23 protein-coding genes are annotated in these 26,195 nt (G+C 63.9%); 8 read left to right on the top strand and 15 right to left on the bottom strand.

The window, feature by feature from the left end; genetic code table 11:
- The first annotated feature begins 34 nt into the window (after window positions 1-34).
- Complete coding sequence (locus EEB11_RS09355) at window positions 35-1,327, top strand: O-acetylhomoserine aminocarboxypropyltransferase/cysteine synthase family protein (protein ID WP_135430579.1); 1,293 nt, start codon at window positions 35-37, stop codon at window positions 1,325-1,327.
- 80 nt (window positions 1,328-1,407) lie between these two features.
- On the opposite strand, the gene EEB11_RS09350 is transcribed toward EEB11_RS09355, so the two are convergent.
- Window positions 1,408-2,115: an SIMPL domain-containing protein gene (locus tag EEB11_RS09350; protein WP_135430575.1), complete on the bottom strand. Its 708-nt coding sequence runs from the start codon at window positions 2,113-2,115 to the stop codon at window positions 1,408-1,410.
- Window positions 2,116-2,287: 172 nt separating this feature from the next.
- On the opposite strand from EEB11_RS09350, the gene EEB11_RS09345 reads away from it, so the two are divergent.
- On the top strand, window positions 2,288-5,476 hold the full coding sequence (locus EEB11_RS09345) for a hypothetical protein (RefSeq protein WP_135430572.1): 3,189 nt from the start codon (window positions 2,288-2,290) through the stop codon (window positions 5,474-5,476).
- 17 nt (window positions 5,477-5,493) lie between these two features.
- On the opposite strand, the gene cobT is transcribed toward EEB11_RS09345, so the two are convergent.
- Window positions 5,494-6,510, bottom strand: coding sequence for a nicotinate-nucleotide--dimethylbenzimidazole phosphoribosyltransferase (cobT, locus tag EEB11_RS09340; RefSeq protein WP_135430568.1), 1,017 nt, complete (start codon window positions 6,508-6,510; stop codon window positions 5,494-5,496).
- Window positions 6,511-6,588: 78 nt separating this feature from the next.
- On the opposite strand from cobT, the gene EEB11_RS09335 reads away from it, so the two are divergent.
- On the top strand, window positions 6,589-7,344 hold the full coding sequence (locus tag EEB11_RS09335) for an adenosylcobinamide-GDP ribazoletransferase (RefSeq protein WP_245298840.1): 756 nt from the start codon (window positions 6,589-6,591) through the stop codon (window positions 7,342-7,344).
- A 48-nt stretch (window positions 7,345-7,392) separates the two neighbouring features.
- Here EEB11_RS09335 and EEB11_RS09330 read toward each other — a convergent pair whose 3' ends face one another.
- The 5 genes from EEB11_RS09330 to EEB11_RS09310 all read right to left on the bottom strand — a co-directional run bounded on the left by EEB11_RS09330 (window position 7,393) and on the right by EEB11_RS09310 (window position 12,487).
- Window positions 7,393-7,902 carry a CarD family transcriptional regulator gene (locus EEB11_RS09330; RefSeq protein WP_100197925.1) on the bottom strand — a complete coding sequence of 170 codons (510 nt, stop codon included), beginning with the start codon at window positions 7,900-7,902 and terminating at the stop codon, window positions 7,393-7,395.
- A 323-nt stretch (window positions 7,903-8,225) separates the two neighbouring features.
- On the bottom strand, window positions 8,226-8,564 hold the full coding sequence (gene fdxA / locus EEB11_RS09325; RefSeq protein WP_135430564.1) for a ferredoxin FdxA: 339 nt from the start codon (window positions 8,562-8,564) through the stop codon (window positions 8,226-8,228).
- Window positions 8,565-8,615: 51 nt separating this feature from the next.
- Window positions 8,616-8,936, bottom strand: a complete 321-nt coding sequence (locus EEB11_RS09320; protein WP_354002091.1) for an RNA-binding S4 domain-containing protein — start codon at window positions 8,934-8,936, stop codon at window positions 8,616-8,618.
- A gap of 3 nt (window positions 8,937-8,939) precedes the next feature.
- Window positions 8,940-11,903, bottom strand: coding sequence for a helicase-related protein (locus EEB11_RS09315; RefSeq protein ID WP_245298839.1), 2,964 nt, complete (start codon window positions 11,901-11,903; stop codon window positions 8,940-8,942).
- 26 nt (window positions 11,904-11,929) lie between these two features.
- Complete coding sequence (locus EEB11_RS09310) at window positions 11,930-12,487, bottom strand: tetratricopeptide repeat protein (protein WP_135430790.1); 558 nt, start codon at window positions 12,485-12,487, stop codon at window positions 11,930-11,932.
- A 68-nt stretch (window positions 12,488-12,555) separates the two neighbouring features.
- Between EEB11_RS09310 and EEB11_RS09305 the strand changes: the two genes are divergently transcribed.
- Window positions 12,556-12,843: an SCP2 sterol-binding domain-containing protein gene (locus EEB11_RS09305; protein ID WP_135430560.1), complete on the top strand. Its 288-nt coding sequence runs from the start codon at window positions 12,556-12,558 to the stop codon at window positions 12,841-12,843.
- Complete coding sequence (locus tag EEB11_RS09300) at window positions 12,840-13,787, top strand: alpha/beta fold hydrolase (RefSeq protein ID WP_135430557.1); 948 nt, start codon at window positions 12,840-12,842, stop codon at window positions 13,785-13,787. The genes EEB11_RS09305 and EEB11_RS09300 overlap by 4 nt, the downstream gene beginning before the upstream one ends.
- Before the next feature lie 18 nt (window positions 13,788-13,805).
- Here EEB11_RS09300 and EEB11_RS09295 read toward each other — a convergent pair whose 3' ends face one another.
- The 5 genes from EEB11_RS09295 to EEB11_RS09275 all read right to left on the bottom strand — a co-directional run bounded on the left by EEB11_RS09295 (window position 13,806) and on the right by EEB11_RS09275 (window position 18,558).
- Complete coding sequence (locus EEB11_RS09295; RefSeq protein ID WP_135430553.1) at window positions 13,806-14,528, bottom strand: proteasome-type protease; 723 nt, start codon at window positions 14,526-14,528, stop codon at window positions 13,806-13,808.
- A gap of 93 nt (window positions 14,529-14,621) precedes the next feature.
- Window positions 14,622-15,287, bottom strand: coding sequence for a hypothetical protein (locus EEB11_RS09290; RefSeq protein ID WP_135430552.1), 666 nt, complete (start codon window positions 15,285-15,287; stop codon window positions 14,622-14,624).
- 94 nt (window positions 15,288-15,381) lie between these two features.
- Entirely contained in the window at window positions 15,382-16,209 is an 828-nt protein-coding gene (locus EEB11_RS09285; RefSeq protein ID WP_135430548.1) for a transglutaminase family protein, read from the bottom strand.
- On the bottom strand, window positions 16,209-17,159 hold the full coding sequence (locus EEB11_RS09280) for an alpha-E domain-containing protein (RefSeq protein WP_135430544.1): 951 nt from the start codon (window positions 17,157-17,159) through the stop codon (window positions 16,209-16,211). The genes EEB11_RS09285 and EEB11_RS09280 overlap by 1 nt, the downstream gene beginning before the upstream one ends.
- A 7-nt stretch (window positions 17,160-17,166) precedes the next feature.
- A complete protein-coding gene (locus EEB11_RS09275; protein ID WP_167852713.1) occupies window positions 17,167-18,558 on the bottom strand; it encodes a circularly permuted type 2 ATP-grasp protein in 1,392 nt (463 codons plus the stop codon).
- Window positions 18,559-18,750: 192 nt separating this feature from the next.
- Between EEB11_RS09275 and EEB11_RS09270 the strand changes: the two genes are divergently transcribed.
- The 3 genes from EEB11_RS09270 to EEB11_RS09260 all read left to right on the top strand — a co-directional run bounded on the left by EEB11_RS09270 (window position 18,751) and on the right by EEB11_RS09260 (window position 23,463).
- The gene (locus EEB11_RS09270) at window positions 18,751-19,809 is read left to right on the top strand and encodes a ligase-associated DNA damage response exonuclease (protein WP_135430539.1); all 1,059 of its coding nucleotides are present in this window, start codon (window positions 18,751-18,753) and stop codon (window positions 19,807-19,809) included.
- Between the two features lie 94 nt (window positions 19,810-19,903).
- Complete coding sequence (locus EEB11_RS09265; RefSeq protein WP_135430536.1) at window positions 19,904-21,556, top strand: ATP-dependent DNA ligase; 1,653 nt, start codon at window positions 19,904-19,906, stop codon at window positions 21,554-21,556.
- Window positions 21,557-21,636: 80 nt separating this feature from the next.
- Window positions 21,637-23,463 (top strand): M3 family oligoendopeptidase, encoded by a 1,827-nt coding sequence (locus EEB11_RS09260; RefSeq protein WP_135430531.1) that lies wholly within the window; start codon window positions 21,637-21,639, stop codon window positions 23,461-23,463.
- Window positions 23,464-23,491: 28 nt separating this feature from the next.
- On the opposite strand, the gene EEB11_RS09255 is transcribed toward EEB11_RS09260, so the two are convergent.
- From EEB11_RS09255 to EEB11_RS09245, 3 genes are all read right to left on the bottom strand, one after another.
- Window positions 23,492-24,313 (bottom strand): cobalamin B12-binding domain-containing protein, encoded by an 822-nt coding sequence (locus tag EEB11_RS09255; protein WP_135430528.1) that lies wholly within the window; start codon window positions 24,311-24,313, stop codon window positions 23,492-23,494.
- Window positions 24,314-24,504: 191 nt separating this feature from the next.
- Window positions 24,505-25,497 carry a Gfo/Idh/MocA family protein gene (locus tag EEB11_RS09250; protein WP_135430526.1) on the bottom strand — a complete coding sequence of 331 codons (993 nt, stop codon included), beginning with the start codon at window positions 25,495-25,497 and terminating at the stop codon, window positions 24,505-24,507.
- Between the two features lie 74 nt (window positions 25,498-25,571).
- The gene (locus EEB11_RS09245) at window positions 25,572-26,195 is read right to left on the bottom strand and encodes a class I SAM-dependent methyltransferase (protein ID WP_135430524.1); all 624 of its coding nucleotides are present in this window, start codon (window positions 26,193-26,195) and stop codon (window positions 25,572-25,574) included.

Below are 26,195 nucleotides of genomic sequence, written 5' to 3'. Positions count from 1 at the left end.
AGTTTCCGCGCAGATTTCCGAGGGGGGACAGCAGATGACTGACACAACCAGCTATGGCTTTGACACTTTGGCCATTCACGCGGGGGCCGAACCGGACCCGGCGACCGGCGCGCGGCAGGTGCCGATCTACCAGACCACGGCCTATGTGTTCCGCGATGCGGATCATGCGGCCAAACTGTTCAACCTGCAGGAGGTCGGGTACATCTACTCACGCCTGACCAACCCCACCGTGTCGGCGCTGGCAAACCGGGTCTGCGCGCTTGAAGGCGGGGCCGGGGCGGTTTGCTGTTCATCGGGGCATGCGGCGCAGATCATGGCGCTGTTTCCGCTGATGGGGCCGGGGCTGAACATCGTGGCCTCTACCCGGCTGTATGGCGGAACGCTCACGCAGTTCAGCCAGACCATCAAACGCTTTGGCTGGTCAGCAAAATTCGTCGATTTCGACGATCTGGCGGCGGTTGAGGCGGCGGTGGATGACAACACCCGCGCGATTTTCTGCGAAACGATTGCCAATCCGGGCGGTTATATCACCGATCTGGATGCGATTGCCGCCATTGCCGACAAGGTCGGCCTGCCGCTGATCGTGGATAACACCACGGCCACACCCTACCTGTGCAAACCCATCGAGCATGGTGCGACGCTGGTGGTGCATTCGGCCACCAAATACCTGACCGGCAATGGCACGGTCACCGGCGGCGTGGTGGTCGATTCGGGCAAGTTCGACTGGTCGGCCAGCGGCAAGTTCCCATCGCTGTCGGAGCCAGAGCCCGCCTATCACGGGCTGGCCTTCCATCCGGCGCTTGGGGCGATGGCCTTCACCTTCCACTCTATCGCCGTTGGCCTGCGCGATCTGGGGATGACGATGAACCCACAAGGCGCACATTACACGCTGATGGGGATCGAAACGCTGGCGCTGCGGATGCAGCGGCATGTTGAAAATGCCGTGGCCGTGGCCCGCTGGCTGGAGGCTGATCCTCGTGTGGAAACGGTCACCTATGCCGGGCTGGACAGCAACCCCTATGCCGACCGCATCCCGCGGATCTGCCCAAAAGGCGCTGGTGCCCTGTTCACCTTTGGGCTGAAGGGCGGCTATGACGCCTGCGTCAAGCTGATCGACAACATGAAACTGTTCAGCCATGTCGCCAATCTGGGCGATACGCGCAGCCTGATCATCCACCCGGCCTCTACCACGCACCGCCAGTTGGCCGAGGCGGATCAGATCAAGGCAGGTGCCGGGCCCAATGTGGTGCGGGTGTCGATAGGGATCGAGGATCTAGCCGATATCATTGCCGATCTGGATCAGGCGATGACGGCAGCCACTGCCTGAGCTTTGGCTCACAACATGATGATCCTAAGTCATTCTGCCGGGCGCACCAAAAGGATCGCCCGGCAGGGCACGATGCGCGCCTACTGCGCGATCTCGAACACGATGGTGACCGAGGCGGTGGTGGCGACTTCGCCCGCCGCCACCGGCACCGCGCCGGCAGAATCAGCAGACTGGCGGAACATCGGCTGTGGTGGCATGTAACCACCGCCTTCGGTGATCGACACGATGGGGCCTAGGCTGGCCCCGGCGGCTTCGACCAGCAGCGTCGCGCGGGCGCGGGCATCTTCCACCGCCGCCTTGCGCGCGGCATCCATCGCAGGGCGCGGTTCGGACAGGCCAAAACTCAGCCCGTTCAGGGTGTTGGCCCCATCCTGAATGGCGGCGTCAAGCACAGCGCCAAGACCCTCCAGTTCGCGGATGCGCACTGTCAGCTGGTTCGAGGCGGTGTAGCCGTCGATGCGTTGACGCGCGCCATTGTCATAGCCGGTCCAGTTCGGATTGATCGACAGGTTGGTGGTCTGCATGTCGCGGTCAGCAATCCCTGCCGCTTTCAGCCGGGCCATCACGGCAGTCAGCGCTTCGGTATTGCTGGCCATGGCGGCTGCCGCCGTCTCGCCCATCGTGGTGACACCCAGCGACAGGGTGGCGATGTCGGGAATGCCGTCGACAACGCCTTCACCGGTCACGGTAATCTGCGCGGCGGTCGTAGGGGCGGTCTGGGCCTGAACCGCTGTCAGCGCGGTGGCCGACAGCAGGGTGGCGACAAGAACGGCGTGCAGGATGCGCATGGGGTCTTCTCCTTCGGATGCAATCAGTTTCCGGCTATGAAACGCAGGGCGCAAGGCGATCCTTGGCGCATCACGGGGCTTTTTCTTTCTTTCGGCGGAAAGCTGCTGTAGGAAAGACTTAGCCAGCAAGAGGCGGTATCCGCAGCTTGTATCCTCATGCTAGACGCCGAACATGACACCCAGTTTTGCCCTGAATCTGACTGAAGACAGCATCACGCTCCTGCACCGGACTTCCCGGGGGTGGCGCGATGTGGGGACTGTGGCCTTTGACACCCCCGATCTGTCGGCGGCGCTAAGCGATTTGCGCGCCACGGCTGAGGGGTTGTCCCCCAAGGGCATTGCCACCAAGCTGATCATCCCCGAGTCGCAGATCCTGTATCTGCAGATCGAGGCATCTGGCCCGGATGAGGCCAGCCGCCGCACGCAGATCGAAGCGGCGTTGGACGGGCGCACGCCCTATGCGCTGGACGAACTGATCTATGACTGGTCGGGCACCGGCCCGGTCGTGACCGTGGCCGTGGTGGCCCGCGAGACATTGAGCGAGGCAGAAGGTTTTGCGACCGAGCACAAGTTCAATCCGGTCGCCTTTGTCGCCAGCCCGGATACCGGCTTTGACAAAGAGCCGTTTTTTGGCCCCTCGGCCCTGGCCCCCAGCCTGTTGAAGGCGGGTGAGCAGGTCGAGCCGGATGCGGTGCCCGTCAAGATCATCAAACAGGAAAAGCCGCGCGCCGACGTGGCAGCTTTTGCCGAAGAAGCGGCGGACTTTGCAGCCGCCCCTGTGCGGCCGATGCCGGTTGAACCGGTGTTCACACAGACTCCGGCACCGGATACGCCAGTCGCGGACACAGCGCTGCTGGCGGCTCCGGATCTGCCAGGGCCAGAGATGCCGGGCCCCACCGCGCCAGAGCCGGAGATGCCAGACCCCGGCCTGCCGGAACCCGACCCGGTGCCGACACCCGAGCCCTTGCCCGGCCCTGCGCCAGAGCCTGATCTGCCGCCGTCGCAACCCGTGACGCCCCCCGTGACCCCGCCAGACATGCCGGTGACCGAGCCGGACCTGCCGCCGCTTCCTCCGGCAGGCCCCGATTTTGCGCGCTCAGAGCAGGCTGCAAGAGTTTCCCCGGACGCACCGCCAGCGTCAACTGCCCCCGCTACGCCGGAACAACAAAGCCATCGGGGCGACGTGTTGGCAAAGGCCACGGCAGATGAGCCCGAGGCCCCGATGGCGGTGGACGTGCCAGCCGAGGACGGGGTGGATGACGTGCCACCGATGCCGCCTGGTGTGCGATCCTCGTCGCTGGCGTCCCGGACGCCCCCTGCCGACGACCTGCCGCCGCCCCCTTCGGCAGCGGCGCTGACGGCCTTTGCCAGCCGCAGACAAGAAGGCCTGCCACGCCCTTTGGGGGCGGCAACCGGGTCTGACGCGGGCACGGCACGGCCGATGGAACCGGCAGCCCCGCGCCCCGCTGCACCGCCAAAGCCGGTTGTAGAGCGGCCCGCCGCCGCCCGCCCTGCCCCGAAGTTCAGCTATGACGATCCGGTGCCGCCACCCCCCCGGCTTCCCGGCGACCCGCCGATGCCTTCGGCGGCTGTGGCAGGCAAAACCGGCAAGGGGTTTCGCGGCCTTGGCGGGCTTGTCACCGCCCCCAGCATTCCCGGCACCCGCAAGAAAAAGCCTGCGCTGAATGGTGCGGCACCCGGCGCGGTCCGGCCTGCGGGTTTGTCCACAGGGTCGACCCTGGCAGCACCGCTTGACGGATCTGCCGCCACGGTCCGGGCGGCATCACAATCGCTGGCGCGCCAGCAGCCGGTGTCGCCGGATGCGATTGCCAAGGGTCTGAGCGCGCGGGCGATGCCACAGCGGGGCAAGCCAAAGTATCTGGGGCTGATCCTGACCGCTGTGCTTTTGTTGCTGCTGGCGCTGGTTGCGGCCTGGTCGTCCTTCATCATCGCCGCTGGCGATGATCCGGCGACCGAAGTGCAGTTTGCCGCGGTCGACGACGAAGCGCTTGCGGATGGTCAACTGCCGGATGCAGAGGCCGAGATGCTGGCCGATCTGCAGGAACCTGCGGATCTGCCGGTGGATGTCGATCTGACCGCGACCGAAGAGGCGGTTGATGTCGCGCCCACCGCAGAAGTGGAAGCGGTTGTGGCCGAAACTGCGCCTGCCGAGGAGGTTGCCGCTGCTGATCCCGTCGTCGCGGAACCCGCGCCGCAGACCGGCATGCAGGATGTGGTGGCCGAGGCGATCCAGCCCGACCCGGCCAATCAGGACGAGATTTTTCTGGCCGGCATGGATGCGCCGCCCGCGCTGAGCGATCCGCTGGTGTTGCCCGCGCCCGCCGCGCAGGGCGATGCGCCACCCGCAGCCCAGATGCCACCGCCGCCGTTCGGCACGGTGTATCAGTTCGACGCCGATGGCCGCATCGTGCCGACCGCCGAGGGGATCATGACCCCCGAAGGGGTGCGGCTGGTAGCAGGCAGACCGGCCCTTGTGCCGCCGCCGCGCCCCGCTGCGGCAGCGGCTTTGATCGAGACAGCGACGGCCGTCGTTGCCCCGGCCGAGGCAGCGAATGCTTCGGCAGCCGCAATCACCGGGGCCGTTGCCGAAGCAACAGCCCCAGCTCCAAACGGCGATCTGCTGCCCGTCGAAACCTTTGCCGCTGACCCCACGCTGGCAACGGCACGCCCGCGCTCCCGCCCCGAAGGACTTGCTCCGCAAGCCTCGGGTGAGGATGATGCCTCGCTTGCCCCGGCCGAGGACAGCCGGTTTGCCAGTCTGCGCCCGCGTTTGCGCCCCGCGGCGATTCTCGCCGCAGGTGAGGCGGCGCGGCAGGCCTCTGAGTCGGCGTCGCTGGCGGTGCAGATGGCCATAGCCGAGGCGGCCAGTGACGGGAGCATCAGCCCGCTGGCCGTATCGGTGTCGCGCGTGCCCGCCCCGCGCCCGCGCGATCTGAGCCGCGCCGTCGAGGCGGCGGTGGCCGCAGCGACCCGCCGGGCCGCGCCGGATGCCTTGGCCTCTGCCTCAACGGCGGCCCCTGCGGCCCGCTCGGGCCCCTCTGCGGATGAGGCCGATGACGAGCCGGAAGTCGCTGCCGCCGTCCCGCGTATTCCGACTCGCGCGAATGTCGCCAAGCAGGCTACCTTTGTGAATGCGATCAACCTGTCGAAGATCAATCTGATCGGCGTTTATGGCACGCAATCCAAGCGCTATGCCTTGGTGCGTCAGGCAAATGGCCGATACCGCAAGGTCAGTGTCGGCGACAATCTTGATGGTGGCCGGGTGCAGGCAATCACCGCATCGGAAGTGCGGTATCAAAAGGGCGGACGGATGTTGGCCCTTGCAATGCCCAAGGGCTGAAGTCTGGCCAACGGGGCTCAGGCCCCGCTGACCCCCGCCTCGGCAAAGGTGGCCATGCCGGAATGGCAGGCGACCGCGCCCTGAACGATCCCCAAGGCTAAGGCCGCGCCCGAACCTTCGCCAAGGCGCAGGCCAAGGTTCAGCAGCGGTTGTTTGTCCAGCGCTGCAAGCAGGCGGCCATGGCCCGCCTCGGCGCTGACATGGCCAGCAAGGCAGTGGTCCAGCGCACCCGACCGCGCCCGCTGCAGGACCAACGCCGCCGCGCAGCAGATAAAGCCATCCAGCACCACCGCAATCCGCTCGGCCCGCGCGCGGGCGATGGCCCCCGCCATGGCGGCAATCTCGTGCCCTCCAAGGCAGCGCAACACCTGCAACGGATCTGACAGGAGGGCCGCATGGGTGGCAAGCCCGGCGTGGACAGCCGCTGCCTTGCGGGCAAGGCCATGGTCATCCACGCCCGTGCCCCGGCCCACCCAATCTTCTGCGGCACCACCCAGCAGGGCAGCGACGATGGCGGCGGCAGAGGTGGTGTTGCCGATGCCCATCTCGCCCGTCACCAGCAGATCGGCCTGCGGGTCCACCGCGTTCCAACCCGTGGTCAGGGCTTTTGTCAACTCTGCCTCGGTCATCGCCGGGCTTTGGGTGAAGTCGGCGGTGGGGTGGTCAAGGTCAAGCGCATGAACGGTCATCGCAGCACCAAAGGCTTTCGACAGCTGGTTGATGGCGGCCCCGCCGTGGCGGAAGTTGGCAACCATCTGTGCCGTCACCTCGGGCGGAAAGGCCGACACGCCGCGCGCGGCAACGCCGTGATTGCCAGCAAAGATCACCACCTGTGGCGCATCGGCCTTTGGCTTCTCGCGCCCCTGCCAACCGGCCAGCCAGATCGCCAGATCTTCCAACCGCCCCAAAGCGCCGGGCGGTTTGGTCAACTGGCCATTGCGCGCCGCCGCTGCTGTGCGGGCAGACGTGTCGACGTCGGGTTGCGCGGCCAGAACGGCGCGGAAGCTGTCGAGCGAGGTGAAGGGCGGGGTCATGTTGGGGTCCTGCGTTGCAAGGGGCTGGGTCCTTGGCTACAGACAGCTGCAGCAACATTCCAGCCGGGAAGGGACAGGGTGAACACCGAACGCGACAGACCTGTGTGGATTCTGGCCGACGTGGCCTCGGCCTTCGGGCTACTGAGCCGTCTGCCCTTTCCACAAACCCGGCATCACCGACCAGCGGCCTGCTGGGCCTGGCCGTTGGTGGGGCTGGTGGTGGGCGCGATGGCAGCGGTGGCGGGCTGGGGGGCGATGGCGATTGGCCTGCCTGTCGGGCTGGCGGCGGCGCTGGTGCTGGCGGTGGGCGCGATGACCACCGGCGCACTGCACGAGGACGGGCTGGCCGATACCGCCGACGGGCTGTTCGGCGGCTGGACGCGTGACCGGCGGCTGGAGATCATGAAGGACAGCCATATCGGCAGCTATGGCACGCTGGCCCTGCTGCTGGTAACGCTGGCGGCGTGGTCGGCGCTGACAGCTTTGCTGGCGGCAGGGGCGTTCCCTGCGATCGTGGCGGCAGCGGTGATGTCACGCGCGCCGATGGCGGTCATCATGGCTGTCCTGCCCCACGCAAGGGCGGATGGATTATCGCGCACCGTGGGGCGGCCATCGGGGCTGGCGGCGCTGTGTGCAGTGGCTGTGGCAATGCTGATCACAGGGCCGCTCGGGCTGGTGGCCGGGGTGATGAGCGGGGCCGCCGCGGTTGCGGCATTAATGGTTGCCCTCTTTGCAAAGGCGCGGATCGGCGGACAGACCGGCGATATTCTGGGGGCCAGTCAGCAAATGGCGGGTCTGGCAGCGCTTTCCGCTGCAGCAGCCATGCTGGCATGAAAAAAGGCGGCCCGGTGGGGCCGCCTTTTGTGTCAGGGCACATTGAAATCAGGCAGCCCGGCTGACAAGAACGTCATCGACGGTCTTGGCCGCAGATCCTGCATCGACGCCGGAAACGGCAGCGACTTCGCGGGTCAGGCGTTCGAGTGCCGCTTCATACAGCTGACGCTCGGAATAGGATTGTTCGCGCTGATCATCGCTGCGGTGCAGGTCGCGCACCACTTCGGCAATGGCCATCAGATCGCCGGAGTTGATCTTTTGCTCATATTCCTGTGCGCGGCGTGACCACATGGCCCGCTTGACCTTGGCCTTGCCTTTCAGCGTATCCAGCGCCTTGGACACCACATCGGGTGCCGACAGGGCGCGCATACCGATTTCGGTGGCCTTGTGGGTGGGAACCCGCAGCGTCATCTTGTCCTTCTCGAAGGTGATGACGAACAGCTCCAGCTTGAACCCGGCAATTTCCTGCTCTTCGATGGACATGATCTTGCCCACGCCATGGGCGGGATATACAACGAATTCATTCGGGCGGAACTCGGGTCGTTTGGACTTGGTCATTCAGTCGCTTCCTAACAGCGGAGGCCCTCTGGCGACAAAAGAACCGCCCGGACCTGAAAAGGCCCGGCGATGCGGTGGCAGATGTCACAAGAATGTCCACCTCAGGCGAGCAGCGCCGAGCGGATGTCAGGCGTCCATGGTTGTTTGTCACATATGTATAGCACAAAATTCACCTGATTCCAACTGCCGCGAATTGGGGCAAGCCCGGCACCTGGCATTGAAATCACTGGTTTTTTTATGGCTACGCCGAATCTAGATCCCGATGTTGCCGAATCAATCTTTGTCAGGGCGGTGCTGTAACGCCCCTGTCAGCTTCTGCCGCCTCAGCTGCCTTCGCCGGGGGCTTCGGAGAAATACTTCTCGCGCTTGTCCTTTTCGCCATCCCGCGCCTCGGCATCGGGCAGCGGATCGCGGCGGACGGTGATCACTGGCCACATCTCGGAATACTTGCGGTTGAAGGACACCCAGGCATCCATATCCGGTTCAGTGTCCGGACGGATCGCGTCAGCGGGGCATTCAGGTTCGCACACGCCACAGTCGATGCATTCGTCAGGGTGAATGACCAGCATGTTTTCACCTTCGTAAAAGCAGTCCACCGGACAGACTTCGACGCAATCGGTGTATTTGCAGGCGATGCAGTTATCAATCACCACATAAGTCATCAGATCAGGCCTTTGGCTGGGTCGGGTCACTAGCTAGAGCAAGCCGGGGGATCATTCAAGCGCCTCTGGCAACGGTTGCGGGTCAAGGTCGAGATAAAGCGCCTGCGCCTCGGCGGCCGGGCCGCGCCGCAGGCCAAGCGCCAGAACCTTTATCACCCGGACCTGCTGGCCTTGCACAAAGGTCAGCACATCACCGATGCAGATACCGTGGCCGGGTTTGCGGGTGCGCTGACCGTTCACGCGGCAATGGCCGCTTTCGATCACCTCTGCGGACAGGGCGCGCGATTTGAAAAACCGCGCCTGCCACAGCCATTTGTCCAGCCGCAGACGCGGCCGGGTGTCGGGCGCGGGCTTGGCACCCGGCCCCGCCAAGCCTCAGACCTTGCCCTTCAGCGCCAGCAGCGCGGCAAAGGGGTTGTCAGGGTCGATCGGTTTGTCAGCGCGCTGCGGGCGGGCCTCAAACTGACGCGGCTTGTTGCTGTCGTTGCGGTCAGGACGGTCGCCCTTGCCCTTGCCACGATCGCCCTTCCCGTAAGGTTTGCCGTCACCCTGCGGACGCGGCCCCCGATCGCCCTGCGGTTTGTCACCGCGTGGACGATCAGACTTTGGCCGGTCGCTCTTCGGGCGGTCACCCTGTGGCCGTTCGCCCTGAGGACGCTCGCCTTGCGGACGCTCGCCTTGCGGACGCTCGCCTTGCGGACGGTCGCCCTGTGGCCGGTCACGCCGTTCGCCCTGCGGACGAGGGCCGCGTTCGGGACGGGCGTTGCGCGGTTTCGGAGCCCAGGTGAAGGTGTAGAACGACTCCATCTCGGGCGCTGCGGGTTCTGCGTCAGGCTCCACCGGTTCGGCCTCTGGCACCGGGGCAAGCACCGAGACCTCTTCCGGGATCGGGTTTTGCGGCACGTCGGGATCAACGGCGGGCAGTACCGCTACCGGCTCTGCTGCCTTGACCTTGGCGCGTTCCGCCTTTTCGCCCTTGTAGCCCAGACCGGCCATCAGGTCGCCAAACTGGTCCAGAGTCATACCGGTGATCGACAACATGTCGGGCGTTGCCTCAAACCCGGCGCGGCTGTCTTTCTGGCGCAAGATATCGGCCAGACGCTCCAGCATGTCGATGCGGATCGCACGGCTGCCGGCGGGATGGTAGCCCGCCAGCGTGTAATGCGCTTTAGGCACTTCGACCACATTGGGGATGGTCACCAGACCGGGCGGCGGACTTTCGGGAAATTCGTCCAACCCGTTCCACAGCGACCACAAGACCAGACGCAAGCGGGTGGGCGAGGGTTTCAGCAGCAGCGGCAGGAAGATCGTGAACTGGCCAAAACGCACGCCATGCTTGCGCAAGGCACCGCGCGCCTCCTGGTCAAGCTCTTTCACATCATTGGCCACCACGTCGCGCGGCAGGACGCCCAGACCTTCGACCAGCCGGAAGGCAAAGCCACGCGCCAGCCCGGTCAGCGTCTCGTCCCGGCTCATCGCGGCCAGCGGTTCGAACTGCGCGGCCACCTTGCGGTCGATGAAATGCTGCAACCGGCGGCGGACCTTTTCCACCACTTCGAACCCGGCTTCGTCATCGACAAAAGCCTCGACCGAAGGGCGCAGGGCCTCGGCTCCCTTGATCAGCTTGCCGACAGCGGTGGTGCCCCACATCAGGCCCCCCTGCTCGGTGAAATCCATCTCGGTGTCGGGCGCGTTGTAGAAACGGTCCGCCCGCAGGTGGAATTCGGGCTTGAGCGCCTGAACGGCGGCCTGCGCCATCACCTTCGCCTCGTCAGGTGACGTGCTGGCATCCTGCCGAAACCGGAATCCCTCCAGCTTGCCGACAAACTCGCCCTCTACCGTCACTTCGCCTTTGTCATTCACCTCGGCCACGAGGGTCTCCTTCTGCTTCAACCGGCGAAGCAACACACTTGTCCGCCGGTCTACAAATCTTTGCGTCAGTCGTGCGTGTAACGCATCTGACAGGCGGTCTTCTACAGCGCGCGTCTCGTCGCGCCAATGGCTTTCGTCATCGACCCAGCCTTTGCGCTGCGCAATATAGGTCCAGGTGCGAATAAAAGCCAATCTCTTGGAAATGGCATCAATATCGCCATCGGTCCGGTCGATGCGGGAAACGGCCTTGCCGATCCAATCCGAAGGCACCCTGCCCCCGCCCAGACCCCGGCCACACAAGTACTCGAATATTCGCGCCAGCAGCCCCGCATGGTCGCTGTCACTTGACCCGCGGAAATCGGGGATGCGACAGACATCCCACAGCAATTGCACGCGTTTGGGGCTGGTCAGGCGGTCGCGCACTTCTGCCATATCCACCAGCGCCTTGAGGGCGAGCACATCATCGGCATCGCGGGCGCGGGTCAGCCACTCGTTGGACGTATGTTCCTCAAGGCTGCGGATCAGCCGGTCCACAGTGCCGAAATCCAGTGCATGGTTGCGCCACATCAGTTTGCGCACCGGGGCGAACTGGTGGTTTTCGATCGCCTCGATGATTTCCTCATCAAAGGGCCGCGCTTCTCCTGTTACACCGAAAGTGCCGTTTTCGGTGTGCCGTCCGGCCCGGCCCGCGATCTGCGCCAGTTCCTGCGGATATAGGGCGCGCATCCGGCGGCCGTCGAATTTGGCGGTGGCGGAAAAGGCGATGTGCTTGATATCAAGGTTCAGGCCCATGCCAATGGCATCAGTCGCCACCAGATAGTCAACATCGCCATTCTGATACAGCGCCACCTGCGCATTGCGGGTGCGGGGGGAAAGCGCGCCCATGACGACCGCGCAGCCGCCCTTTTGCCTGCGGATCAGCTCGGCGATGGCATAGACGTTTTCAACCGAAAACCCGACAATAGCGCTACGCGGCGGCATTCGGCTTATCTTTTTCGAACCTGTGTAGGTCAGAGTGCTGAACCGTTCGCGCTTGAGGAAACTGACCCCCGGCACCAGCCCGGCAATCGCCGGGCGCATGGTTTCGGCCCCAAGGAACAGCGTCTCGACAAGGCCGCGCGCGCGCAGAAGCCTGTCGGTAAAGACATGGCCACGGTCGGGGTCGGCGCATAGCTGGATCTCGTCGATCGCCACGAAATCGGCGCCGATTTCCAAAGGCATCGCTTCCACCGTGCAGACCCAATATTGCGTACGGTCGGGCACGATGCGCTCTTCACCCGTCACCAGCGCCACCACGGATGGACCGCGCAGCGCAACGATCCGGTCATACACCTCACGCGCAAGCAGGCGAAGGGGCAAGCCAATGACCCCGGTGCGGTGGCCCAGCATCCGGTCAATGGCGTAATGCGTCTTTCCGGTGTTGGTCGGCCCAAGGACCGCCGTGACCCGGCCGGTGGTCGCGCTCATGCTTTAGGTGCCTTTACGCCCTGCCGTTACAGATCCGTGCCTGCGACCTTTGCCTCCAGCCGCTCCACCGCCACTGATACGCCGCGCAGGTTGGGATGTATAGCAAGTGCTGCACGATACACCTCCAGCGCCTTTTGCGGATTGTCCAGTTCTTCATACATGGCGCCAAGCCCTGCCATTGCCCCGAAATGCCGGTCATTCAGGGTGAGCGCACGCGCAATATCCGAGATCGAGGGGCCGAACTGACCCGCCTGATAGTAGGCGGTGGCCCGCGCATTCCAGCCTTCGGCAAAATCGGGGGCGTGATCGGTCAGCGCTGTCAAATGGTTGATCGCTTCGCCAGTGTTGCCTGCGGCGAGGGCATCACGCCCGCGCTGCAACAAAAGATCCATCGCCGGCGAACCGCTTTTTGACCATTCATTCCAGATTTCCCGCTCCAACCGCGCGGCGGCGCGGGCATCGGCAGATTTCAGCTTGTCGAACAGCCCATCAAGCGGTTCGTCCGCGACAGCTGGCGTCGCCAGCAGAAAAACTGCGACAAGTGCCGCTACGGTAGGATTGAGAAACCGACGATGAACTTTCATATGATGATGGTAGCGCATTGTCGCAAGAACACCATATCCAAGCCGTCACAAGGCAGAGAGGACGTTACATGAGCGACGTGGTAGCAGAAGCCGTCGAAGTGCTGTCGAAAAAGCTGTCTGGCGGCTTTGACGGTGTCGCGAAATTCGTGATCGAAGGCGAAGGTGCGATCATGCTGGACCCGACCGGCGTGCGCGCAGGCGACGAACCGGCTGAGGTGACGATGACCGCCAGTGCCGATGTGTTCAAACGCATCCTGGACGGCGATCTGAACCCGACGATGGCCTTCATGCAGGGCAAACTGGCTGTGGATGGCAGCATGGGTCTGGCCATGAAGCTGGGATCGGTTCTGGGGTGACAGAGGCACCGCTTCTTACCGCACCCTTCTATGCCGACCTCGCCCTTGGCCCCGAGGGCGGGGAGGCGTTCTGGCTGACCACCGAAGACAGGCTGCGCATTCGCGCCGGTGTCTGGCCGGTAGGGGCAAAAGGCACCGTGCTGCTGTTTCCCGGCCGCACCGAATATGTCGAGAAATACGGGCTGGCAGCCGCGGATCTGCAGGCGCGCGGGTATGCAACCGTGGCAATCGACTGGCGCGGGCAAGGGCTTGCCGACCGGTTGCTGCCCGACCGCATGCTGGGCCATGTCGTCCAGTTTCAGGATTATCAGTTGGATGTGCAGGCGGTTCTGGCGCTGGTCCGGCGGCTGGAGTTGCCCGAACCCTTGTATCTGCTGTCGCATTCTATGGGCGGAGCCATCGCCTTGCGGTCCCTGATGCGCGGCCTGCCGGTCAAGGCCGCCTCGTTTTCGGCCCCGATGTGGGGCATTGCCATGGCTGCCTGGATGCGGCCCTTTGCGCAGCCGATGGCGCAGATATCGGGTTGGTTCGGTCAGTCCCACCGGCTTGCGCCCAGCACATCGGACAAAAGCTATGTGGCAGAGGCGGACTTTGGCGGCAATGTGCTGACCACTGATCCCGACATGTGGCGCTATATGAAGCGGCAGGTGGTCGAGCGTCCGGAACTGGCGCTGGCCGGGCCCAGCATGGGCTGGCTGCAGACCGCACTGGCCGAGTGCCGTGATATGTCGCTGGCACCCGCCCCCGATTGTCCGGCGCTGACGGCTTTGGGCACGGCGGAAAAGGTGGTGGACCTGGCCCCGGTGCATCTGCGGATGGCCGGATGGCGCGGCGGGCGGCTGGAAATGTTTACCGGCGCAGAGCATGAGATCCCGATGGAAACCCCAGAGCGGCGGCAGCGGTTCTTTGACCTTACGGCAGAGCTGTTCGACGCCAATCGCTGAAACAGCAAGGCGCGCAGGTCAGATCGAAATCTGGCTGAACCCGTCGCGCAGGGCGTGGGACCAGGCGTCGCTCATGGCACGGAAGGATTCGTCCCCCGCCTCGATCCGGCGCAGGGTGTCGATGCGGAATTCATCGCGGTTAACGACGCACAGATCCAGCGGCATTCCGACCGAGAGGTTAGAGCGCAGGGTGGAATCCATCGACAACAGCACCGCTTTTTGCGCATCGCTCAGCGAAGTGGTGGGTTTCACCACCCGGTCAAGAATGGGCTTGCCATATTTGTGCTCGCCGATCTGAAGAAACGGCGTGTCTTCGGTGGCCTCAATGAAGTTGCCTTCCGGATAGATCAGGAACATCCGCATGCCGCCGCCCTTGCGCTGGCCCGCGACAATCATGGTGGCGCTGGCCCCCTGAGCCATCGACAATTTCTCGTCGATGTCGCGCCGGACCTGTGCCAGCACATCGCCGATGATTTCGGCCACAGCCAGCATGGTCGGTGCCAGCAGGACCGAAGTTTGTGGGGTGGCATCGGGGCTGTCGATGGCATCGCGCAGGCGCGCGATGGTGGTCTGGGTGACCGACAGGCTGCCTGCGGTCAGCACCGTGATGATCCGCTCGCCCGGGTTCTCAAAATGGAACATCTTGCGATAGGTGGCGATGTTGTCGAGACCGGCGTTGGTGCGCGTATCTGACAGCAGCACCATCCCTTCATTCAGCAACAGGCCGACACAATAGGTCATTTCAAAGTCCCCATGACATTCCGGGTGCACGCTAGCGCCGGGGCGCGGGGATGGAAAGGGGCGATGATGCTGCGCGCCGTTACGGCACGCGGGTCACAGGCTGGCGATGACGGTCAGGGCCGGGCCGCTGACCATCTGCATGGCCCCAAGCACCAGAACGGCGGCAGCACCGATGCGGAAAAAGCGGCCTTGCCAGAATTTGCGGCGGGTCGGGATCGTGGGGGCCACTGGCGAGGCATCGGCAAAGGGCTCGGTTTCGAACAGGGGTGGCAAAGCGCGCTGGCGGGGAACAACCGGGCCGGCGCTTTGATCGGTGTTCTGGTCTTGCACCACTGCGTCTGCGCCAGACATATCGACCGGCTGGGACTCATCCAATGCCTGCAGAAAGGCGCCCAGACGAAACACATCGCCACCTTCGGCGGTGTCTTCGGGCCGGGGCAAGGCAAAGCGATGGGCATTTTCGGCAAGCCGCTGGATCAGGTCCAGCCGCGCCGCTTCATCGCTGGCCGGATAGAGACCAGCGGGAGCACCCGATGAATAGGTGTTCAGCCCGAAGCCAGAGTCCAGCAGATAGCTGCGCAGGCCTGACGGCGCGCGGCGCAGCGCCCCTGCGGTGCGCGGGTCACGAAACAAGGCAACCGTTGCGGCCTCATGCTGCTCTGCGAAACTCACATCCTTCAGAAGCCCGGCAAGCCCCGGGTCTGATGGTCCGAAATCAGGCACTATCCTGAAAATGTCAAAGTCATAGGCCAAGGCCATGGTTCACCCCTCGCGATCCCCTCGCTGACGGGACGCTGCCCAAAGGATGTGGCAAGACCACGGCAAAATAAGGGAATTTACTGCAAAGCCGCTGCTATTGCTGCGTCTGCGACTGGGTTTGCGACGCCTGCACCGTGACCGAGACATCAAGGCTTTCCTCGCCCTGCCCGCGCGCGATGCCCCGGATCATCGCTGCATGCGGCGAATCAAGACCTGACCCAAGCCGGATGTAGCGGTCGTCCGGGCAGCAGCGGTTGGCAGGATCGAACCCCACCCAGCCAAGTCCGGAGATGAACACCTCGGCCCAAGCATGGGCGGCCTCGGCAGCGGCACCATCGACACCAACCAGCAGATAGCCCGAGACATAGCGCGCCGGCAGGCCGATGTGGCGCGCAATGGCGATCACCGCATGGGCCTGATCCTGACACACGCCAGTGCCCTGTGCCAAGGCTTCGGCGGCAGTGGTATGGGCGTTGGTGGTATCGGAGGTGTAGACAATCGCATCCGACACCCGCGCCGAAATATCATGGGCCGCCGCCAGCGCATCCTGCGCAGGCGTCAGGCCATCCGCCAGCGCGGCAAGGGCCGCATCGGCCTCGGTGGGGTGGGTGCTGCGCAGATAGGCCTCGGGCGGCGTCAGTTCCTTGTGGCCGCGCAGGACGCCGGCCATATCGACCGTCTCGATCTGGCCGGTCACCCGCACCGTGATTTCATTCACCGGGCCAAGCACGGTCCAGCCCTGCACCCAATCGCCAGCACCATCGCGGAACCCGCCGCCCATCTGGCCATCGCTGACGCTGACCTTCCAGGTCACCAGCTTTTGCCCGGCGCATTGCGACGGCATCAGCCGGTGGCTTTGAACCACGCCGCGCACCGGCTGGTCATAGAAATAGCGGGTGACATGATCCACACTCAGCAACATCAGCGCACATCCCCATTCAGATAACAGTCGCGGATGACCGAGCCCGCCCGTGCCATATCCCCGATGAAGCGGCTGAGAAACTCGTGCAGCCCCTCTTCAAAAATATCCTCGACCCGCAATTCAGCAAGTTCGGCCTGAATGCCGCGCGCTTTTTCCTGCGCCAGCGTCTTGCGCTGATAGCCGCGCGCCAGCCGGTCCAGGTGGTTGGTCATGCCTTCGACACAGGTGATCAGGCTGCGCGGGCATTGCGGGTTCAGAATCAGGAAATGCGCGATCTTGGGGGCCGTCACCTCGCCGCCATAGGCCCAATGAAAGGCCCGGTGCGACGACATGGCGCGCAAGAGCGTGGTCCATTGGTAATTGTCCAGCCCCGAGCCGACAAATTCGATCTTGGGCAGCAGGACATAGTATTTCACATCCATCAGCCGGGCGGTGTTGTCGGCGCGTTCCAGATAATAACCAAGGTTCAGGAAATCCCAGCCATCATTGCGCAGAAGCGTGGCATCAATGGACCCGCGCACCAACGCTGTGTTGCGCATAGTCCAGTCGGTCAGCAGTGACAGGTCCAGTTCGGATCGCGGGCGGCGTTCCAGCTGGCGCAATTCCTGAAAGGCGGAGTTCAGCGCATCCCAGACCTGCGTGGTCAGCGCGGTGCGCACGATGCGCCCATTCTCGCGCGCCGCCGTGATGCAGGACATGACGGATGACGCATTGTCGGCATCGAAAAAGAACCAGCTTTCCAGATTGCGCTGCACGGCGTCGCCGTATTTTTTGGCGAACCCGTTGGCGGTGCCGCTGGCATGGAGCAGCGATTCCCATTCATTGCGATAGCCCGCGGCGGAAGGCATCAACGCGATGCGCGCGCCAACCTCCAAGAGCCGGGCCGAAGTTTCGGCGCGCTCCAGATAGCGGGCAAGCCAGAAAAGATTGTCTGCGGTTCTGCTCAGCATGTTCCGGTCACTCCGCCAGCACCCAGGTATCCTTGACCCCGCCGCCCTGCGACGAGTTCACCACCAGCGACCCTTCGGTCAGGGCCACGCGGGTGAGGCCCCCCGGCACCAGCTCGATGCGTTCGCCCACAAGGCAATAGGGCCGCAGGTCAACATGGCGGGGGGCGACGCCTTCCGCCACAAAGGTCGGCGTAGTGGACAGCGCCAGCGTGGGCTGGGCGATATAATTGTGCGGGTTGGCGGTGATGCGGGCGCGGAACATCTCCACCTGATCCGCCGAAGCCTTGGGCCCCACCAGCATGCCATAGCCGCCCGAGCCGTGGACTTCTTTCACCACCAGATCCTTGAGGTTCGACAGCACATATTTGCAGTCATCCTCCTTGCCGCATTGCCAGGTTGGCACGTTTTTCAGGATCGGTTCCTCGCCCAGATAGAACCGGATCATCTCGGGCACATAGGTATAGACCGCCTTGTCATCGGCCACCCCGGCCCCCGGCGCCGAACAGATACTGACCCCCCCGGAACGGTAAACGTCCATCAGCCCTGGAATTCCCAGCATGGAATCGGGGCGGAAGCAAAGCGGGTCGATATAGGCGTCGTCTAGACGGCGGTAGATCACATCCACCCGGCGCGGGCCTTCGGTGGTGCGCATGAAGACAAACTCGCCCTCAACAAACAGATCCTGCCCTTCGACCAGTTCCACGCCCATCAGGTCGGCAAGGAAAGAATGTTCATAGTAGGCGGAATTGAAATGCCCGGGCGTCAGGATCACCACGGTGGGATCGCGGTCACATTTGGCGGGGGCCACCGACGCCAGCGTGCGGCGCAGGATTTCGGGGTAGCTGTCCACCGGCTCGATCCGGTTTTCGCGGAACAGGTCGGGGAACATCCGCATCATGATTTCGCGGTTTTCCAGCATGTAGCTGACGCCAGATGGGGTGCGGCAATTGTCTTCCAGCACGAAAAACTCGTCCGGCCCGGTGCGGACAAGGTCGATGCCGACGATGTGGGAATACACGCCTTTTGGCGGAACAAAGCCCACCACTGATTTTTCATAGGCCTCGTTCAAATAGACCAACCGGCCCGGAATGCGCCCTGCACGCACGATTTCCCCCCGGCCATAGACGTCGACAAGAAAGGCATTCAGCGCCCGCGCGCGCTGCTTGATACCACGGTCCAGCTTTGCCCATTCCGCCCCGGAAAACACGCGCGGAAACATGTCGAACGGGATCAGCCGGTCCGGATCGCCGCCCTCACCATACACGGCAAAGGTGATGCCGATGCGGCGAAACAGTGCCTCGGCCTCGGCCTGTTTCATCTGCCGCAGTTCGGCAGGCATGGCAGTCATCCAGTCCTGCAAACGCGCATAGGGCGCGCGCACGGCGCTGCCCTGATACATCTCATTGAAGTAACTTGTCACAAACGGCCCCCGTGCCCTCGTTCTTAAGGGCCAGTTAATCAGCCCATTTCCAACTGCGAAAGGGGGAGCCTGCATTTCCTGCCCGTATTCCCCCCATTCGCCCGTATTTTGTGCGCAGCGAATGTGTCCTATGACCCTTTCCCCATGGACGGGGCGTGCTAGGCTCTGCTCATGTCCGCAGAATTGCTCAGTTTTACCGATCGCGGCATCTATTGCGCCGAAGGCGGATTCTACATCGACCCGTGGCGCCCGGTCGACCGGGCGCTGATCACCCATGGCCACAGTGATCATGCCAGATGGGGCCATGGCCACTATCTGTCTACCAAGCAGGCGCTGCCGGTGATGCGGCACCGGCTGGGCGATATCTTCGCCGAGGGTATCGCCTATGGTGAACCCCGGCAGATCGGCGGGGTGCAGGTCAGCTTTCACCCGGCCGGCCATGTGCCGGGTTCGGCGCAGATCAGGGTCGAACGCGGCGGCGAGGTCTGGGTGGTCTCGGGCGACTACAAGGTCGAGGATGACGGGTTGTCCGAGGCCTTTGTTCCGGTGCCCTGCCATACATTTATCACCGAATGCACCTTCGGTCTGCCATTGTTTCGCTGGCAGCCACAGGCGGTGATAGCGCAGCAATTGGCTGCATGGTGGGTGGCGAATGCCGCCGAGGGGCGGTCGACCATCTTGGCCGCCTATGGTCTGGGCAAGGCGCAGCGTCTGATGACGCTGCTGCCCGATGCCGGCCCGATCCTGACGCATGGCGCGGTAGAAGAGACGACCCGCATCCTGCGCGATCAGGGCTACAATTTGCCGCCGACAATTCGCGTAACCGCCGGTGTAGATGCAAAATCCCACCCCGGCGCGCTGATTATCGCGCCGCCATCGGCGCTTGGCACGCCTTGGGCGCGCCGCTTCGGCCCGTCGGCCGAGGCTTTTGCCAGCGGCTGGATGGCGCTGCGCGGCATCCGCCGCCGCCGGGGGCTGGACACCGGATTCGTGATCTCGGACCACGCCGACTGGCCCGGCCTGAACACGGCGATCCGCGCCACCGGGGCCGAACGGGTGTTTGTCACGCATGGCTACACCACCCCTTTCCGCCGCTGGCTGGAGGAACAGGGCTATGACGCCGGGATTGTCCAGACCGAATTCGGCGGCGATGAGGCGGATACGGATACCGAAGCAGAGCCGGACTCCGCAGCCGAGAGTGAAGCCGTAGTGGAGAGCAAGCTTTTATGATCTTGCAGCTTTCCCAAATACTCTCGGGGGCGCGGACCGCAGGCGCCAGCGGCCAGACAGTCCCCCCGGCGACGACAGCCACGGGGCCGCACGCATGAAACGCTTCGCCGCCCTGTTCAATGCGCTCGACGCCACCACGAAAACCGGCGAGAAAACCGCCGCGCTGACCCAATATTTCCGCACTGCGCCAGAGGCAGACCGGGTCTGGACCATCGCCCTGCTGTCGGGCCGTCGCCCGAAGCGGGCCGTCAATGCCACCGAACTGCGGACCTGGGCGGCAGAGGCAGCGGGGGTTCCGCTGTGGCTGTTTGAGGAATCCTACAACGTCGCAGGCGATCTGGCCGAAACCATTGCCCGCCTGCTGCCCTTGCCAACCCATGAAACCGACCCGTCGCTGGACGCGACCATCCGCGCGCTGATCGCTCTGACCGGACGCCACGAAGCCGAGCGCCGGGCGTTTGTCAGCGCGTCCTGGGCGGCTTTGGGGCCGGATGAGCGGTTCCTGTTCAACAAGCTGCTGACCGGCGGGTTCCGCATGGGGGTCAGCCGGGGATTGATGACCCGCGCGCTGGCACAGGCGACCGGGGTGGAAGAGGCGGTGATGGCGCACCGGCTGATGGGGGATTGGGACCCCGCCCGCACCCGCTTTGCCGACCTGACGCAAGAGGGTGGATCGGAAGGCGCTGCGCGGCCCTATCCCTTTGCACTGGCCAGCCCGCTTGAGGCCGCGCCCGAAAGTCTGGGCCCGGCGACAGACTGGCTGGCCGAGTGGAAATGGGATGGCATTCGCGGCCAGATCATCGCCCGCAGCGGAGCCTTCGCGATCTGGAGCCGGGGCGAAGATCTGATCACCGACCGCTTCCCCGAATTTGCGCCGCTGCAGGACCATCTGCCCCCCGGAACGGTGCTGGATGGCGAGATCGTCGCCTGGGGCGGCACGGCCCCCCTGCCCTTCGCCGATCTGCAAAAGCGCATCGGCCGCAAGACCGTGCCGAAAAAGCTGCTGGCCGAGGCCCCGGGGCACTTTCTGGCCTATGATCTGTTGGAATCCGATGGGATCGATCTGCGCGACACCCCGCTGGCGCAGCGCCGCGTCCGGCTGGAGGCACTTCTGGCCGCCTTGCCGCCTGGGTTGCCACTGTCGCCCTCGCCGGTGGCACTGGGGGATTGGACGGCCCTGACATCCCTTCGCGCCGGCGCGCGCGACCGGATGGCCGAGGGATTGATGCTCAAACGTCTGTCCTCGCCCTATCACACCGGGCGCAAGCGGGGGGACTGGTGGAAATGGAAGCTGGACCCGTTCACGGTGGACGCGGTGATGCTTTATGCACAGGCGGGCCATGGGCGGCGCGCAAACCTGTTCACCGACTTCACCTTTGCGGTGCGCGACGGCAATGATCTGGTGCCCTTCACCAAAGCCTATTCCGGCCTGACTGACGCAGAGTTTGCCGAAATCACCCGCTGGGTCGGCAAGCATACGCTGGAACGCTTCGGACCGGTGCGCCGCGTGGTGCCGGAACTGGTGTTCGAGATCGGGTTTGAAGGCATTCAGGCCAGCCCCCGCCACAAATCCGGCATCGCGCTGCGCTTTCCGCGCATGCTGCGCTGGCGGCAAGACAAGGCCGTGGACGAGATCGATACGCTGGACGGCTTGCGCGATCTGCTGCGGCAGGTGTCCGGGGCGGCCGATGTGCCTGCCGATGAAGGAAGGACGGGGGCTTTGCCCCCGGACCCCCAGGATATTTGAGAACAGATGAAGGGGGGCGGGTTGCCTTTTTGGTAGGGCCACCCCTATTTGAGAGGAAAGATATTCTGGAAGGATGGCCGATGACCCTGCCGATGCCCCGCCCCGTATTTGATGCAAATGCCACTTCTGGCGGATTTGGCAATCTGCCTGAATGGGATTTGCGCGATCTCTATCCGTCGTCAGATTCGTCGGAGTTCGCTGCCGATATGGCCTGGCTGGAAACAGCCTGTGCGGAATTCGCGGTAAGCTATGAAGGCAAGCTGGCCGGGCTGGACGCGGGCGCGATGCTTGCCTGCGTGCTGGCCTATGAGAAGATCGACATCGTCGCGGGGCGGCTGATGTCGTTTGCCGGGCTGCGCTATTACCAGAACACCATGGACAGCGACCGCGCAAAGTTCATGGCCGATGCGCAGGACAAGATCACCACCTTCACCACACCGCTGGTGTTTTTCAGCCTTGAGTTCAACCGGTTGGAAGACGCGCGCCTCGACGCCCTGATTGCCGCGAACGCAGATCTGGCCCGCTACAAGCCGGTCTTTGACCGGATGCGCGCGATGCGGCCGCATCAGCTGTCGGACGAGCTGGAAAAGTTCCTGCATGACGAATCGGTCGTGGGGGCCAGTGCGTGGAACAAGCTGTTCGACGAGACCATGGCCGGGCTGATGTTCGCGGTGGAGGGTGAAGAGGAAGAGCTGAACCTTGAAGCAACGCTGAACCTGCTGACTGATCCAAACCGCACAAAGCGCGAAGCGGCGGCGCGGGCGCTGGCGGCGGTCTTTGACAAGCATATCAAGCTCTTTGCCCGGGTTCACAACACCCTTGCGAAGGAAAAGGAAATCCATGACCGCTGGCGCAAGATGCCCAGCCCGCAGCATGGTCGGCACCTGTCGAACCATGTCGAGCCCGAAGTGGTCGAGGCGCTGCGCAATGCGGTGGTCGCCGCCTATCCGAAACTGAGCCACCGCTATTACCGGCTGAAGGCCAAGTGGATGGGGCTGGAGCGGCTGCAGGTCTGGGACCGCAACGCACCGCTGGCGCTGGAAACGCCGCGTGTTGTGGGCTGGGATGAGGCGACCAAGACGGTTCTGGACGCTTACGGTGCCTTTGCACCCGAGATGGCCGAGATTGCCAAGCCGTTCTTTGAAAAGGGCTGGATTGATGCCGGGGTGAAACCCGGCAAAGCGCCGGGGGCCTTTGCGCATCCGACCGTTTCCACCGTTCATCCCTATGTGATGCTGAACTATCTGGGCAAGCCGCGCGATGTGATGACACTGGCGCATGAGCTGGGGCATGGCGTGCATCAGGTGCTGGCGGCGGGTCAGGGCGAGTTGCTGTCATCGACCCCGCTGACGCTGGCGGAAACCGCAAGCGTGTTCGGCGAGATGCTGACCTTCCGCAAGCTGCTGGATCAGGCCAAGACGAAGGCCGAGCGCAAGACACTGCTGGCGGGCAAGGTCGAAGACATGATCAACACCGTCGTCCGCCAGATCGCGTTCTACGACTTTGAATGCAAGCTGCACGCGGCGCGGGCGGAAGGTGAGCTGACCCCGGATGACATCAACGCCCTGTGGATGAGCGTGCAGGCAGAATCGCTTGGCGATGCCTTTGATTACATGGACGGCTACGAAACCTTCTGGGCCTATATCCCGCATTTCGTGCATTCGCCGTTCTACGTCTATGCCTATGCCTTTGGCGACGGGTTGGTGAACGCGCTTTACGCGGCCTATGAAGGCGGCCTGCCGGAGTTTGAAGCGAAGTATTTCGAGATGCTGAAAGCAGGCGGATCGAAGCACCACAAAGACCTGTTGGCACCCTTTGGGCTGGATGCGTCAGACCCGAAATTCTGGGACAAGGGCCTGTCGATGATTGCAGGCTTTATTGACGAGCTGGAGGCTATGGAGGACTGACCTTGATCGCAGAAGCCCTTTCCGCGCGTTACATGCGGTTTGACCGGCGCTCTACAAGGCTGGCAAGGTGGGCGAGCATCAACTGCTCGGCCGCGTCTGCGGAATTGGCAACGGCATCGGCACCGGTCAGGTCCAGCAGATCAGGTTCCTGCGTGGTGATCGCCCCGCCGATCATGACCCACACGCCGGGAATATGGGCCCGCAGCGCCACCACAAGCCGGGTCAGCGGCAGGGTCATTTCAGGCGAGGTCGCGCCAAGCGCCACCCGCATCGGCGCGCGGCGTTCGATGTCAGTGATCAGGCCGTCATGATCATCATTTGACACCAGTTCGATTTCCCAGCCACGACGCCGAAGGTCATCGGCTGTCATGGTCAGGCCGATCATATGGCCTTCCTGCGGACAGGGGGCAAAGACCGCGTGCTGTCCGGGCTTGCGGTCAGAGATCTGCACGAACACATCGCGCAGATCGTTCATGATCCGCCACACCCGATGCGAGGTACGCAACATGGAAGGCATCGCAATCCCGTCACGCGCCCACGTGTTTCCGACCTGCTGCACCGCGCCGGCCAGCAGACCATAATACAAGGTATCAGCGGTCATCCCCCCCAGCCGCGCGTCGCGCACAAAATCCGCCGCCGAGGCATCGTTGTCGGACAACAGGGCCTTGCTCAGCAGGGCGATCTTCGGGGCCGTCGCCTCGACCCGGTCACGACGGGCCTGTGCCGCGACGCGCAGGATCACCTCTTCGGCAAAAGAATGGAGACTGGCTGTCGGAGCCCCGGTGCGCTTGCCGTCGGAACGGAATGCGCGGTCGGCATCAGCCGATGACGCTGGAAAACGTGTTGCCATGTCTGGTCACTTTGATCTTGAGCCGCGCGCTGATTAGGCCGATGGGGCCTTGTGACGCGGGGCGGTCCCCCCGGACGATTCCTGTCCTTGGGTCAATTGTTGTCGAAAAGTGTCAACCTGTCCAGACAAGTTTTGCAGAAATCTGCGCCGCATCAGGATGCTGCGGCGCAGAAATGATTGGGTTTTTCGCCCTAAAGCGCAATTTCCTGTGCCGTATCAAGGGCGCGGTCCATCATCGCCTGCGTCCCGCGCACAAATTCAAGCGGGCACGGATAAGCAGCCCCGGTGCGGATGCTGCGGCCAAAAGCTTCGACCTGCAGCTTGTAATGGTTATCGGTCGGGAAACGGTCAGTGATCACCCGCTGACCGGGCAGGTGCAGTTCAGCCTCGGCCACGTCGTGCACATTGGCGTTGAATGGGGCAGAGCCTAGGCGGATCATGCCTTTGTCACCCTGAAACACCACCTCTTGCCGGTTCGCCAGCCGCATTGAGGTCATCGAGCGATAGGTGAACCGCCCCGTCGGGCCCTGCATCATGGCATTCACATCGGCAAACACCTCAACCTCGGCGTCGATGATGACCCGTGCCGCCACATCCACAGGTTCGGCCCCGGTGACAAAGCGCATGGAGCCAAGGGTATAGACCCCGATGTCGCGCAAGGACCCGCCGCCGGTGTCGGGGCGGTTGCGGATATTGCCCGGCTCTGCCGCGTTGTTGTAGCTGAAGGCAGCATCGACATGGCGCAGTTGGCCGATCTTGCCCTCTGCCAGCCACTCTTTGGCGCGTTGCCACTGCGGATGGTGCACGATCATGAACGCCTCGGCCGCCAGCAAGCCGCTGGCATCGCGTGCCGCAATGATCTGGTCGATCTCGGCTGCGCGCAGGGCGATGGGCTTTTCGGTCAGCACGTGTTTACCTGCCGCCAGCGCCTTGAGCGTCCATTCCACATGCAGATGGTTGGGCAGCGGCACATAGACCGCATCAATCGACGGATCGGCGAGCAGCGCGTCATAGCTGGAATGCAGCTGCAGACCGGGGCAAAACGCACGGAAGCCATCGGCCTTGGCAGGGTCTGACGTGGCCAGAGCCGCAAGTTCGGCCCCCGCGGCGGCGTGGATGGCGGGGGCCATATGCTCACGTGCGAATTTGGCCGCGCCGAGCACGCCCCAACGAACTGGTTTCATCTGCTGTCTCTCCCTGTTAGCGCAATCAGCCTAACGGCTTGGGGCGACAGGGGGAAGCCACTTCGACGCCGGTGTCAGTCCTTGCGAAACCGCATCAGGGTCATCATGCCAAACGGCGGCAAGGCCACCTCTTCGATGAGGGTCAGCCCGCGCGTGTCGGTGACGGTACTGCGGCGGAAATCGGAATGCCAGCCCAGCCGGTCGGCAAAGGGCGCAAACACCCGCTCCAGCCAGGGCAGCGCGCCCTTGTCCTGCGGGTCGCGGGCAAAGTGGTTGACCATGACAATGGTGCCACCGTGACGCAGAACACGGGTCATTTCCGCCATCACCCGTTCTGGCTCTGGCACGACCGACATGATGTGCAAGGCAGAGATGTGGTCAAAGCTGTTGTCGGGAAATTCCAGCGCCCGCGCATCCATCAGGCGCAGCGCCTCGACATTCGTCAGGCCAAGTTCGTTCACCTTGCCTTGGGCCTTCTCCAGCATCTCGGCACTGGCGTCGACGCCGGTGACCGACACCTCGGGCCGGTAGGCAGGCAGCGACAGGCCGGTGCCGACCCCCACCTCCAGCACCCGGCCGCCAAGGCCGTTCAGCACTGATACCGCGCGCCGCCGCCCGACCCTCGTGATGGCCCCAAAGGTCGCGTCATAGATCGGGGCCCAGCGGGCATAGGATTTGCGGACGGCACGGATATCCAT

It is taken from the genome of Pseudotabrizicola sediminis (assembly GCF_004745575.1).
Taxonomy (GTDB): domain Bacteria; phylum Pseudomonadota; class Alphaproteobacteria; order Rhodobacterales; family Rhodobacteraceae; genus Pseudotabrizicola; species Pseudotabrizicola sediminis.
Note: the sequence above shows the minus strand (reverse complement) of the source record. Positions and strands in the feature narration are given on the sequence as shown.